Source organism: Kribbella sp. NPDC031520, assembly GCF_055580825.1.
Genome location: NZ_JBVIKS010000004.1, coordinates 422,078 through 434,647 on the forward strand (window position 1 = coordinate 422,078; position 12,570 = coordinate 434,647).

Sequence of the window (12,570 nt, forward strand, 5' to 3'; positions counted from 1 at the left end):
CCCTGTCTGGTAATCCAGCCAGGACCTAGATCCGGGCTGCGACCGCCGCGGCCAGCTTCTCGACCGCGGCGGGGGCCTGCGGGAAGAACAGGTACGGCTCGATGAGCTCGATCTCCATCAGCAGGAAGCGGTCGTTGACGACCACGCCGTCGACGCGGGCGTAGACCGGCGTCGGGCCGGCGGCTTCCAGCGCGGCCTGGGCGCTCTCCAGGACGGCGGCAGGCGGCTCGGTGAGGACGGTCCGGCCGCCATACGACTCCTGGACGCGGTAGTCGCCGTCCGCGGGCCGCTTCACGACAGCGTGGCTGAACTCGCCGTCGAAGAACAGCACCGACCACTCACCGTCGGACTGGATCTCCGGGACGAACGGCTGGACGAGGTAGACCAGGTCGGGCAGTTCGTTCAGGGCCTGCTCGAGCTCGGGGGAGCCGGCGAGGCCGCGGACCGTGTGCAGGGCGTTGCCGCTGACGGTCGGCTTGATGACGATCTGCTGGCCGCTCAGTCCGGCGACCACCTCGCGCAGGCACGCGCCGGCCGCGACCTGCGACGGGACGATCGGCACACCGCGCTCGCGGAGTTCGAGCAGGTACTGCTTGTCGCTGTTCCAGCGAACCTGGTCGGCGCTGTTCAGTAGCGGTACGTCGGCCTTGCTCAGCTGGGCGAGCCATTCGGTGAATTCCTCGTACCGCAGGAAGTAGTCCCAGACGGTGCGCAGCAGGACCGCGTCGTACGCGGACCAGTCGACCGACGGGTCGGTCCAGACCTCCACGACCGGCTCGAGGCCGGTGGCGCGCAGTGCGTCGAGGAGTGGGCGGTCGTCGGGGTGCAACTCAGCGAGTTCGGCCGAGGTCGCGAGGGCGATGCGTTTCGTCACGCCCGTCAGTGTTGGTGGGCAGGGCCCGTCCGGTCAAACCTGATTCGGCAACGAACCGGTGACGGACGGTGCTGACCGTGACAACGACGACTGCCGCGGCCAGGTGGATCAGGCCCTGGCGGGTGTCGTGCCCGAAGCTCGCGTAGGCCAGGTAGGAGGCGAGTGGTACGGCGATCCATTCGGGGCGGCGGGCGAGTCCTGCGAGTGCGATCAGCGGGAGTCCGTACCAGGGGTAGGTCGGGGTGGCGATCAGCAGCGCGGCGCCGTACAGCCAGCAGCAGGTGAGCGCGATCGGGTCGCGTTTGGCGCGGTGGAACGCGAGGGCGGCGAGTGCGAGTGCGAGGGCGGCGGCGGTGACCTGGCGGGCCTCAGGAGGCAGCAGGAGCGCGAGAATCGCCGATCGGGAGCTGCCGTCGTCGAACCCTTCCTGGTTGAGGTAGCCGGGCAGGAAGCCGAGCACCAAGGTGCCGACGGCAAGGATGTGCGGAAGGTAGGTTGCCGCAAAGGTGCTGAGGGCAACTATCGGCCGCCTGCCGCGGAAGGCCGGGAGAAGTAGGAGGGGGAGGAGCTTCACGCTGCCGGCCGCGCCGAGGAGGATCGCGGCGAGTTTCGGGCGGCGCGCGGTGGTGATGACGGCGGCGGTGATCAGGAAGGCGGCGAGCACGTCGACGTGGGCCGCGTTGCCGGCCTCGAGGACGACGATCGGTGACCAACCCCACAAGGCGCCGGCGCGCGGATCCCGTACGGCGAGTAGCCACGCGAGCGCGATCGCGATCAACGCGGCCGCGACCTGCAGGCCCAGCGTCCCGGCGGACCACGGCGTCACCAGCGCGATCGCCGCGAAGTACGCCTCCGCCACCGGTGGGTAGATCGTCGGCACTCCCGGCCTGTTGATCCGGGTCCGCGCGTCGTCCACCGGCAACTGCGCCGGATCCTGCGGTATCCCCGACACCCCCGACCGCTGCTGAGCCGACAACCCCGGGAACAACACCGGATCCCGCAACCCCGCGAGCGCATCGTCGAGCGGCACATACCGGTACGGCGAATGGCCGGCCAACTGCACCCGCCCGTCCCACACGTACCGATAGGCGTCCGTACTGGTGATCGGCGCATGCAAGACCCCCGGCACCTGACAAACCCCGGCAACAACAACCACGGCAGCCACACTCAACCCGCGCCCGAACCGCCAAACCAACCCACCGACGAGGATCGCGCCCATCACCAGCACCACATCCGGCCACCACCCGCGCCCAACCGCGAAGAGCACCCCCGCACACACCCCACCCGCCACCAGCCCCAAGCCAACCGCACGCGTGCCGGCAGCCTCGACCCGTGTGGGCATCAGGCGGTCCGGCGGAGGGTCAGGAAGGCGCGGTGGGGGGTGCGCCAGTCCTCGGTCGGGTAGAGGTTGGTGTTGCGGGCGTGCCGGAGCAGGGTGTGGGTCCCGACTCTTGCCCAGGGCAACGGAGTGGACCGGCGGCCGGTGGGGGTCTGGAGGACGATCGGGGACGTGTCGTCGAGGCTGTCGTCCGTGTCCACTTCGACGAGGACCAGGCCGTCGGGCCGGACCAGTTCGGCGCAACGGCGGAGCAGGTCCACCGGGTCGCCGCCGATGCCGATGTTGCCGTCCATCAGGACCACGCTGCCCCAGCGGCCTTCGCCGGGCAGCGGTTCCTGCACCGGGCGGTGCAACGCCGCCGCCCCGCGCGAGGTGGTCAGCGAAACGGCCCGCGGCGACACGTCGACCCCGAGCGCCGGGATCCCACGTTCGGCCAGCGCCGTCACGATCCGCCCCGGACCACAACCGATGTCCAGCACCGGTCCCTCGCACCGGCTGAGCGCCAGCCGGTCCACGTCGTCGGCCGGCGCCGACCACCGTTCCAGCTCCGACAGCGACGGCACCTTCCGCCCATCGATGCCGGTAGCAACGACCCGCGCCTTACCACTCAGTGCCTGGTCGAACAGCAACCCCGGATGCGCCGAGTGCTGCAACCGCCGGTACAACCGTGACACCCGCAACTCGGGGAACTCGGCCGCCAGGTACGCCGCATCCCGGGGCGTGTCCATGTCCCGCAGCGTCGGCAGCATCCCGACCTGCAGTCCCAGCGCCCGCAGCCGCCGCAGCTGGTCCCGCCCGGTGTGATCGGTCGACATCGGTACGCCGGCCAGCGCCCGCCGGTCCGGCGTACGCATCCCGAGACACCAGTACCCGCCGTCCTCGGTCAGCCCGAGCACCGCGTCGTACCCGCGCCATTCGAAGCCGACGAGCTCCGGCGCCACCTGCGGCGTGTCCATACCGATCAGCAGCATCGGCGAGCCGTCGTACGCGTCCTCGAACGCCGCCGCGATCCGCTCGCCCAACCCGTCTCCCCGCTGCGCGACCACCTCGAGTCCACCCGGCAACCACGACCCCGGCGATCCCTCCAGTGAGATCACCACCCGCGCACCTGTCGCCCGTACGGCGCTCAACGTGTCCACGAGCGACGCCCGCGCCAACGCCGCCGCCTCCCGCGGCGTGAACTCGGTCTGCAGCCGCGTCTTCACCCGCCCGGCGACCGGCTCCTTCGCGATCACGATCACGGTGCCTCTCACCGGGCCAGCACCTTCGACATGTCGAGTACGGCGCGCGCCGCCCCCAGTGGCGTACCGGTCACCTTCGACCGCCCCGAGCGTGGCAGGTAGTCGACGTCCACCTCCGCGATCCGCCAGCCGGCATCGGCCGCCCGTACGACGGTCTCCAACGGGTACCCGGACCGCCGGTCCGTCAGCCCGAGCCCGAGCAGCGCCGTACGACGAGCCGCCCGCATCGGTCCCAGATCGTGCAACGAAACGCTCGTACGCCGCCGGATCCGCCGCGACAGCTCGGCGTTCGCAAGCCGTAGGTGCCACGGCCAGGCGCTCCGCGACACCGGACGCCGCCGCCCGACGACCAGATCCGATCGGCCGCTCTCGACCGGCGCGGTCACGCGCACCAACTGCCGCGGATCGAGCGACGCATCCGCGTCCATCACCGCGACCACCTCCGCCGACGCCGCCTCCAGCCCGGCGTGACACGCGGCGCCGTACCCCTTGAGCTCGCATTCCACGACCGTCGCCCCGAGCCGCGCGGCGACCTCCGCCGAGCCGTCGGTCGAGCCGTTGTCGACGACGATCGCGCGGACGCCGGCCGGGAGCCGTTCGAGCACCCAGGGCAGGGCAGCCGCTTCGTTCAGGCACGGCAGGACGAGATCGACGGGCATGGTTCGACGGTATGGACGAAAGGCGGCCCGTGGTGCGCGATTGCGGCTACGGGTCGCTTACGGCGTACTGCGTTCCGCTCCTGGTGCGCGGGTCGGCGGACCGGAGGATCTACGCTCTGAGCGTGGCTACTCGTGTGCTGGTCGTCGACGACGACCCGACCGTGTCCAACGTCGTCTCGGCGTACCTGACCAAGGCCGGGTACGCCGCCCGCGTGGTGGCGGACGGCCTGTCCGCGGTCGAGGTCTGGCAGCAGTGGAAACCGTCCGTCGTCGTGCTCGACGTGATGCTGCCCGGCCTGTCGGGACTGGAGGTCCTGCGCCGGATGCGCGCGGCCGACGACGGCGCCGCGGTGATCATGCTGTCCGCGCGCGGCGAGGAGGAGGACCGGCTGGTCGGCCTCGAGGTCGGCGCGGACGATTACGTGGTGAAGCCGTTCAGCCCGCGTGAGCTGACGCTGCGGGTGCAGGCGCTGGTGCGCCGCGAGGAGCGGCTCGCCGGGCTCGACCTGACGCCGACGAAGCTGAGCGCGGGACCGGTGACCGTGGACACGGCGGCGCGGCGTGCGTACCTCGGCGAGGAGGAGCTGTCGCTGACGCACCGCGAGTTCGACCTGCTCGCGTACCTCGTGGGACATGCCGGTAAGGCGTACACGAAGGCCGAGCTACTGCGCCGCGTGTGGGGCTGGGACTTCGGAGATTCGTCCACGGTCACGGTGCACGTACGGCGGTTGCGCGAGAAGATCGAGGCCGATCCGTCGGATCCGAAGCTGGTGCTGACCGTGCCGAGGACCGGGTACCTGTTCGCGGGTGACGCCGGATGAAGGACATGGCGACGATCCTCGCGCTCACCACGTTGTGGACATTGGTGGTGGCGGCGGTCGGGGCCGCGGTGCTGTGGCGGTTCCGGCGGCGGTCGTTGCGGATCACGATGATCGTGGCGGCGCTCGCGCCGATGGCGGCAGCGCTGGCCGCCGTACTGCAGAGCGTACGGGCGATGTTCATCTCGCAGCACGACTCGTGGGTGGTGCTGTGGACGCTGGCGTTCGCGGCGCTGCTCGGGCTGGCGATGTCGGTGTTGCTCGGGCACTGGATCAGTACGGGCTCGCGTGACGTCGGGCGGCGGTTGCGGCAGCTCGGGACGTCGTACGACGCGCCGGAGGTGGCCGGTGGCGCCGTACCGGCGGAGCTGGCCGAGCTGACGAACGAGCTGGAGATGACCCGGAAGAAGCTGGCCGCGTCGCACGAGCGGGAACGGGCGCTGGAGGCGAGCCGGCGGGAGCTGGTCGCGTTCATGTCGCACGATCTGCGGACGCCGCTGGCCGGGCTGCGGGCGGTGTCGGAGGGTCTCGAGGACGGCGTGATCGACGACGTACCCGGTGCGCTGCGGCAGATGCGGTCGACGGTGGACCGGATGACCGGGCTCGTGGACGATCTGTTCGAGCTGTCCCGGTTGTCGGCCGCTCCCGCAGACTCGCGGCCTCGGCGCCGGTCGGCGGTGAGCTTGCGAGAGCTGGCCGAGGACGTCGCCGGGGAGAACAACGAGCATGCGCGGGCGGAGGGTGTGCAGCTCGCGGTGTCGACGCCGAGCGGCGACGACCGGCTCGCCGTCCAAGGGGATCCGGACGAACTTACGCGCGCGGTCACGAACCTGGTGGGCAACGCGATCCGGCACACCGCTCCGGGCGGGACGGTGACGCTCGCCGTCGATCGTGAGTCCGACGGGCGAGTGAGGCTGGCCGTGACCGACGGCTGTGGTGGCATCCCGGCGGACGACCTGGAGCGGGTCTTCGACGTCGGCTGGCGCGGCGACGAACAACGCACCCCGGAAACGGCCGCCTCCGCCTCAGGCGGCGGTGGGCTGGGTCTGGCGATCGCCCGCGGGGTGGTCGAGTCCCACGACGGAAACATTGCCGTCAGCAACGTCGACGGCGGCTGCGCCTTCGAGATCGACCTGCCGCCGGTGCACAGCTAGAGGTCCGGCTCTCGCACCAGGTCCGCCACGCCGGTGGTCAGGTCGTAGGTCGGTTTCCAGCTGAGGTCGGACTTGATCCGGTCCGATGATGCGGTGATGTGGCGGACATCGCCGAGGCGGTACTCGCCGGTGACGATCGGGGGTGGGGCGTCGTACGCCTTGCAGAGTTCGGTGGCGACCTCGCCGATGGTGGTGACGGTGCCACTGCCGACGTTGTACGCCGTGAATCCGAGCTGCTGGGGGAGCGCGGTCGCGGACAGCGTGACGGCGGTCGCGACGTCGCGGACGTGGACGAAGTCGCGGCGCTGGCCGCCGTCCTCGAAGACGCGCGGCGTTTCGCCCCGTTCGAGCGCGGACCGGAAGATCGCGGCGACACCGGCGTACGGCGTGTTGCGCGGCATCCCCGGTCCGTACACGTTGTGGAACCGCAGCGCGGTCACCCGCCCGCCGGTCTCGCGGGCCCAGGCGGCCGCGAGGTGTTCCCCGTTCAGCTTGCTGGCGGCGTAGGCGTTCCGCGGATCGAGCCGCGCGTCCTCGTGGACGAGCCCCGGCCGCAGGAACGCACCGCAGTACGGGCACGGGGGCTCGAACCGCCCCGCCTCCAGATCCTCGACCCGTCGCGGCCCTGGTGCCACCTGCCCGTGTTGGTCGCAGTCGTACCGACCTTCGCCGTACACGACCATCGAACTCGCGTACACCAGATTCCGGACGCGGCCCATCGACTTGAGCAACACCGCGGTACCCAGACTGTTGTGCGACACGTAGTCGTCGATGTCGTTCAGATCGACCCCGAGCCCGACCTTCGCCGCCAGATGCACCACGGTGTCCACACCCTCGACCGCCGCGGCAACCGCCCCCGCATCCCGTACGTCGTTGCCCCCGGCCCGCAGATCGAACACCGCCACGTCGTGGCCGTCAGCAACCAATTGCTCATGAACGTGCCGCCCGATGAACCCGGCACCCCCGGTCAGCAGGACCTTCATGAGCGGTGGCAGACGCAGTCGGCGTCCGGCTTGGGGAGCTGGCTGATGACGTCCTTCAGCAACTGCTGCAGGCGTTGGATGCTCTGTTGGAAGGCCGCGAAGACCTCCGCCTGGGTGACGCCGGTGCCGGCTTCCACGCCCGCGTCGTGATCCGTGACAACCGCGATGGACGTGTAGCAGAGACCGAGCTCGCGGGCGATGGCCGCTTCGGGGGCGCCGGTCATGCCGACAACGGACCATCCTTGTGCAGCGTGCCACTGGGATTCGGCGCGGGTGGAGAATCGCGGGCCGTTGATGACGACCATCGTGCCGTCGGGTACGACGTTGCCGGAGGCAATGACCGTCGCGCGGCCGGTCGGGCAGTACGGGTCCGCGGCAGAGGTGTGCACGACCGGCGCGACGTCGTACACGGTGTGCTCGCGACCCCACGTACGGTCGACGTACTGATCCGGGACGACGAATGTGCCCGGGGTCAGCTCCGGCTTGAGCGAACCGACCGCGCACGGCCCGAGCACCTGCCGCACACCCAGCGAACGCAGCGCCCACAGGTTCGCGCGGTAGTTGACGCGATGTGGCGGGAACCGGTGGTCGGCGCCGTGCCGCGGGATGAACGCGACCTCCCGCCCGTCCAGGTCCCCGACCACCGGCGCCTCGCTGGGCGCCCCGAACGGGGTGTCGATCTCGATCCGCTCCACACCGGGCAGGAACGAGTAGAACCCGGACCCGCCGATCACGCCGATATCAGCCATACCGCCGACGCTAGTGCTCCCCGCGACCGCGCCTCCCCGATCCCGCCACACCGTCAGCACCCCGTAACCTCCCCCAACTTTGAGAAGCCACCGATCATTTCGCTGCCCTCGAAACGGTTGATGGCTTCTCAAAGATGGTGGAGGTGATCGAATGGGGGTGTGGACGGGTCCTGGGTGTCGGTCCTGGTGAGCGCGGTCGGCATGGTGTTGCTGCTGTTCGGCGGTTACGCGAGCTGGACCGCGGAGCGCCTCGACCGGCTACATCATCGGGTCGACCTCGCGCGTGCCTCGCTGGAGACCGAGCTGGCCCGCCGTGCGGCACTGGTCGCGGAACTCGCCGGCAGCGACGTCCTCGACCCGGCGTCCGCGTTGCTGCTGCTCGACGCCGCGCACCGCGCCCGCTCGGTCTCGCTCGACCCGATCGGGGAACGCGAACAGGCCGAGTCCGCGCTGACCCGCGCGATCCATGCCACCGGCACCGACATCGAACCCTGGGCTGGCGAGCTCACGCTGGCGATGCGCCGCGTGCAGCTCGCGCGCCGTTTCCACAACGACGTCGTCGTCTCGACCCGCGACCTGCGCCGGCGCCGCCTGGTCACCTGGTTCCGCCTCGCCGGCCACGCCCCGATGCCGGCCACCATCGAGCTCGAGGACTGAGAGCATGGACCCCATGACGTCGGCGGACGGATTCGCGGAGGAGGCCGAGCGGTACCGGCACGAGCTGCGCGTTCACTGCTACCGGATGCTCGGGTCGTACGACGACGCCGAGGACGTGGTGCAGGAGACGCTGCTCCGGGCGTGGCGCGGGCGGGACGGGTTCGAGGGCCGGTCGTCGGTGCGGGCGTGGCTGTACCGGATCGCCACGAACGCGTGCATCGACGTACGACGTCCGCGCCGGGTGCTTCCGTACCAGCTGGAGCCGGCCTCGTTCCCCGCGACCGCGTTGCCGCCACGGGAGGACGTACCGTGGCTGCAGCCGTTTCCCGACGTACTGCTGGACCGGGCGGCCGAACCGGACGCGGTCGCGATCCGGCGGGAGACGATCGAGCTCGCGTTCCTGCTCGCGATCCAGCACCTGCCCGCGCGGCAACGCGCCGTACTGATCTTCCGCGACGTCCTCGGCTGGTCCGCCCGCGAAACCGCCGAAGCTGTCGACCTGTCCGTTGCCGCGGTCAACTCGGCCCTGCAACGCGCCCGCCCGGTCCTCCGCGAGCACCTACCTCCACATCGCACGGACTGGTCCGCCCGCGACACCACCGAGTCCGAACGCAACCTCCTGAGCCGCTACCTGACCGCATGGGAGGCAGCCGACCCTGCCGCCCTGGCGGCCCTCATGCACGAAGACATCCGCATCACGATGCCGCCGTACCCCTTCTGGTTCGAGGGAATCGACGACGCCCTCCGCTCGCTGACCCCCAACCTCACCCCGGACTTCCGCGGCCACTGGCGCTTCCACCCCACCACCGTCAACCACCAACCAACCCTCGCCGCGTACCTGAAGCCCCCAGGGAACGCGACGTACAACCTCTTCGCCCTCGACATCTTCCGCATCGAACAAGGCCGGATAGCCGAAATGACCGCGTTCGAAACCACCGACCACCACCTCTACGGCCTGCCCGCGTACTACTTGGCGTCCGCGTAGACCTCGACGGTGGCGGTGGTAAAGGCGAAGTTGGTAGGGGTGCGGCCGAAGGTCAGCGTGCCGGCGAGGTTGCTCGCCTGTTGGATGGCTTCGGTGACCCGGGGAGCTTCGTCGGCGGGGCAGTGCACGATGACCTCGTCGTGCTGGAAGAAGACGAGCTCGGCCTTCAGCGGGGCGAGGGTCTGGCGGAGGGCCGCGAGCATCAGCAGGGCCCAGTCGGCAGCGCTGCCCTGGACGACGAAGTTGCGGGTGAAGCGGCCGCGGGCTCTCGCGCGGCGCGGGTCGGTGGTCGGGAGATCGGCGGGCGGACCCTCCAGCAACGCGGCATCGAGCGCATGCCCCGCGGGTGGGCACGTGCGGCCGAGGTACGTACGGACCAGCCGGCCTTCTTCGCCGAGCCGGGCAGCGTCGTCGACGTACGCAACCGCCTGCGGGAACCGCTTACGCAGCATCGCGAGGTTCTTCAGCCCGTCGCCCGACGTCTGCCCGTAGATCGCACCCAGTACGGCGATCTTCGCCTGCCCGCGATCACCCGCGAAGGCCTGGTCCGAGACCGCCTTGTACAGGTCGCCCGGATCACTCGCGACCTCCATCAGCGCCGGATCGCGCGAGATCGCGGCCAGGATCCGCGGCTCGAGCTGCGACGCGTCGGCGACCACCAACCGCCACCCGGGATCGGCCACGACCGCCCGCCGGATCACCTTCGGGATCTGCAGACCCCCACCACCATTGGTGATCCACCGCCCCGACACCGTCCCACCGGGCACGAACCCCGGCCGGAACCGCCCGTCGTGGACCCAGTCGTTCAGCCACGACCACCCGTTGGCCGTGTAGATCCGGTACAGCTTCTTGTACTCCAGCAGCGGCGCGACTGCCGGGTGGTCGAGGTGCTCGAGCTCCCACTTCCGCGTCGTCTTCACCTCGTATCCGGCCTGCTTGAACGCCTTCAGCACCTCCGCCGGCAGCTCCGGCCGCACCCGGTGCCCGAACGAGGCCGAGATCTCGTCCGCCAGCTCGGTCAGCCGCCGCGGCTCGCCCGAGCCGGCGAACCGCTCGCCGAGCAGCTCGCTCAGCACCTCCCGATGCGCCTGCGCGCTCCACGGCAGGCCGGCCAGATCCATCTCGGCGGCGATCAGCATCGCCGACGATTCCGATGCCGTGAGCAACCGCGTCCGGTCCGGGAACTCGGTCAGCGCGTGCCGCCGGAGCTGATCGGCGTACACCTTGAGCAACGCCCCGAACGGCACCGGCTCCGCGGCGATCTCGAACAACGACGACTGCTCACCCGGTACGACGGCCCGCAACGGCGGATCCGCCGGGACCGGACCACCGCTCAACCGTCCCCACGCGGCCGCGGCCGACCGTGGCTCGCCGAGCCGTCCCTCGTGTCCGAGCAGCAGACCCTCGGTGTTCTCGATGTCGTAGCAGCGCTCGACCCGGACACCGGCCGCGAGCAGCCGCGGATAGATGTCCGCCGACGCCCGCCACACCCACCGCGAGACGTACGGCCGGGACGCGACGGCCTGCACGAGATCCGGCTCGTGCAGTACCTCGCCGGCGGGCTGCCCGTCCGGGTGCAGCGCGACGAGCGTCGCGCCGCCGCCCTCACTCGGGGCGATCGCCCACCGTTCGTCCATACCCGAATCCAAGCACCCACGACGGACAGTCCGCGTTCATCAGGCCAGTTGTGGGAAGCTGGACTTATGTGGCGGGTCGGGGACCTGGATAACGCGGACGGTACCAAGACCGAGCAGGTCGAGGGGCTGGTCCTGCGGCGGATCGAGCGCGGCGACCTCTCGATCGGGTCCCGGCTGCCCTCGGAACGGGTCCTCGCGGAGCGCCTGGGCGTCAGCCGGGTGACCGTCGTCCGCGCCTTGGAGAACCTGCGGCGGGACGGCGTACTGGAGACCAAGCGCGGTTCCGGGACCGTCGTACGCCCGCTGGACCGGCTGCTGGACCCGGTGGCGCCGGCGTCGACGGTGACGCCGGGGGACCGGCCGGTACTGGACCTGCGGTTCGCGACGACGGCCGCACCGCACGACGTGGCGGAGGCGGCGGCGCAGATCGTGCAGGACGGATTGCCGCAGGCGATGGGTGGTGACGGCCCGCCGCCGGGTGGATCCCAGGAGCTGAGAGCAGCCTTGGCAGATCGCCTCACCACAGAAGGTGTTCCGACCGAGCCGGAGCAGCTGACACTCACCGTCGGCGCAGCTGCCGGTCTGAATGCCGCCCTGGCCGGATTGGACCTCGGCCCGGGAGTAGCGATCACCGAGACACCGACGTACCCCGCTGCCTTTGACCTGCTGCGGAAGCACCGCCTGGACGTGGCGGGGTGGCCGGCGGGCGTTTGGGACATCGATCAACTGGCTCACTTGTGTCGGCGGCATCGGCCGAAGGTGATCTATCTCCAGGCGGACAACCACAATCCGACCGGGCTGAGTCTGCCGGCCGATCGGCGCCAGGCCGTCGTCGAGATCGCGCGGAGATACGGCGCGGCTCTGATCAGCGACGAGACCATGCGGCCGCTCTGGCTGGCGAACGGTCAGCAGGCCGAGCCGTTGAGCCGGTATCCCAGGACAGTCAGCGTCGGTTCGCTGTCCAAGACCGTTTGGGGTGGGTTGCGGGTCGGCTGGGTCCGGACCGGGAAGCAACTCAGGCGCCGGATCAACACTGCGGCTCAGCTCAGTGTCGCGTCGCCCAGTGCGCTGGATGACCTGCTGGCGCAGGCGATCGTGCCGAAGTTGGACAAGGTGATCGGACGACGGCGTACGCGGCTGCGGGCCAACCTGAACGCGCTCGAGACCGGACTGCGGACGCTCGACGGTGTGGCGTGGCCCACGCCGACCGGCGGGATGACGCTCTGGCTCGAGCTGACCGAGACGAGAGCCCGGCGGGTCCTGGACGCAGCCCGGGAGCAGGGTCTGTTGCTCGGTGCGGGCGATCTGTTCACGCCGGACGCGACCGACCGCCGGCACATCCGGATCCCGTTCACCGCGCCACCGGCGACGCTGCGGCTCGTCGTCGCCCGGCTCGGCGAGGCCCTTCAGTCCACTTGATTCGGAGTGGACTGAAGTTAGGTGCACGACGCCTCCTAATCTGGGAACGAGCCCC

At 70.5% G+C, this 12,570-nt stretch carries 12 protein-coding genes; 5 read left to right on the forward strand and 7 right to left on the reverse strand.

What is annotated here, in order from left to right; translation table 11 throughout:
• Window positions 1-25: 25 nt before the first annotated feature.
• Genes ACZ5BU_RS22750 through ACZ5BU_RS22765 form a run of 4 tightly spaced genes read right to left on the reverse strand, consistent with a single transcriptional unit; the run spans window position 26 to window position 4,113 of the window.
• The gene (locus ACZ5BU_RS22750; RefSeq protein ID WP_465701821.1) at window positions 26-874 is read right to left on the reverse strand and encodes an ATP-grasp domain-containing protein; all 849 of its coding nucleotides are present in this window, start codon (window positions 872-874) and stop codon (window positions 26-28) included.
• Window positions 831-2,216 carry a hypothetical protein gene (locus ACZ5BU_RS22755; protein WP_465701823.1) on the reverse strand — a complete coding sequence of 462 codons (1,386 nt, stop codon included), beginning with the start codon at window positions 2,214-2,216 and terminating at the stop codon, window positions 831-833. Before ACZ5BU_RS22755 ends, ACZ5BU_RS22750 begins: the two co-directional genes overlap by 44 nt.
• Window positions 2,216-3,466, reverse strand: coding sequence for a DUF2064 domain-containing protein (locus tag ACZ5BU_RS22760; protein ID WP_465701825.1), 1,251 nt, complete (start codon window positions 3,464-3,466; stop codon window positions 2,216-2,218). The genes ACZ5BU_RS22755 and ACZ5BU_RS22760 overlap by 1 nt, the downstream gene beginning before the upstream one ends.
• A complete protein-coding gene (locus tag ACZ5BU_RS22765; RefSeq protein ID WP_465701827.1) occupies window positions 3,463-4,113 on the reverse strand; it encodes a glycosyltransferase family 2 protein in 651 nt (216 codons plus the stop codon). Before ACZ5BU_RS22765 ends, ACZ5BU_RS22760 begins: the two co-directional genes overlap by 4 nt.
• A 122-nt stretch (window positions 4,114-4,235) precedes the next feature.
• Between ACZ5BU_RS22765 and ACZ5BU_RS22770 the strand changes: the two genes are divergently transcribed.
• On the forward strand, window positions 4,236-4,934 hold the full coding sequence (locus ACZ5BU_RS22770; protein ID WP_465701829.1) for a response regulator transcription factor: 699 nt from the start codon (window positions 4,236-4,238) through the stop codon (window positions 4,932-4,934).
• Entirely contained in the window at window positions 4,931-6,085 is a 1,155-nt protein-coding gene (locus tag ACZ5BU_RS22775; RefSeq protein ID WP_465701830.1) for a sensor histidine kinase, read from the forward strand. The genes ACZ5BU_RS22770 and ACZ5BU_RS22775 overlap by 4 nt, the downstream gene beginning before the upstream one ends.
• Here the strand turns inward: ACZ5BU_RS22775 and ACZ5BU_RS22780 are convergent.
• Together ACZ5BU_RS22780 and ACZ5BU_RS22785 are read right to left on the reverse strand one after the other, a co-directional pair.
• Window positions 6,082-7,068 (reverse strand): NAD-dependent epimerase/dehydratase family protein, encoded by a 987-nt coding sequence (locus tag ACZ5BU_RS22780; protein WP_465701832.1) that lies wholly within the window; start codon window positions 7,066-7,068, stop codon window positions 6,082-6,084. The two genes, ACZ5BU_RS22775 and ACZ5BU_RS22780, sit on opposite strands and share 4 nt — an antisense overlap.
• Complete coding sequence (locus ACZ5BU_RS22785) at window positions 7,065-7,817, reverse strand: S-methyl-5'-thioadenosine phosphorylase (protein WP_465701834.1); 753 nt, start codon at window positions 7,815-7,817, stop codon at window positions 7,065-7,067. Before ACZ5BU_RS22785 ends, ACZ5BU_RS22780 begins: the two co-directional genes overlap by 4 nt.
• Before the next feature lie 159 nt (window positions 7,818-7,976).
• Here ACZ5BU_RS22785 and ACZ5BU_RS22790 point away from each other — a divergent pair, with 159 nt between their 5' ends.
• Complete coding sequence (locus ACZ5BU_RS22790; RefSeq protein WP_465701836.1) at window positions 7,977-8,474, forward strand: hypothetical protein; 498 nt, start codon at window positions 7,977-7,979, stop codon at window positions 8,472-8,474.
• 4 nt (window positions 8,475-8,478) lie between these two features.
• The gene (locus ACZ5BU_RS22795; protein ID WP_465701838.1) at window positions 8,479-9,459 is read left to right on the forward strand and encodes an RNA polymerase subunit sigma-70; all 981 of its coding nucleotides are present in this window, start codon (window positions 8,479-8,481) and stop codon (window positions 9,457-9,459) included.
• Here ACZ5BU_RS22795 and ACZ5BU_RS22800 read toward each other — a convergent pair.
• Window positions 9,441-11,096: a bifunctional 3'-5' exonuclease/DNA polymerase gene (locus ACZ5BU_RS22800; protein WP_465701839.1), complete on the reverse strand. Its 1,656-nt coding sequence runs from the start codon at window positions 11,094-11,096 to the stop codon at window positions 9,441-9,443. The genes ACZ5BU_RS22795 and ACZ5BU_RS22800 overlap by 19 nt on opposite strands.
• Window positions 11,097-11,162: 66 nt before the next feature.
• On the opposite strand from ACZ5BU_RS22800, the gene ACZ5BU_RS22805 reads away from it, so the two are divergent.
• Window positions 11,163-12,515 carry an aminotransferase-like domain-containing protein gene (locus ACZ5BU_RS22805; protein WP_465701841.1) on the forward strand — a complete coding sequence of 451 codons (1,353 nt, stop codon included), beginning with the start codon at window positions 11,163-11,165 and terminating at the stop codon, window positions 12,513-12,515.
• Window positions 12,516-12,570: the final 55 nt, after the last annotated feature.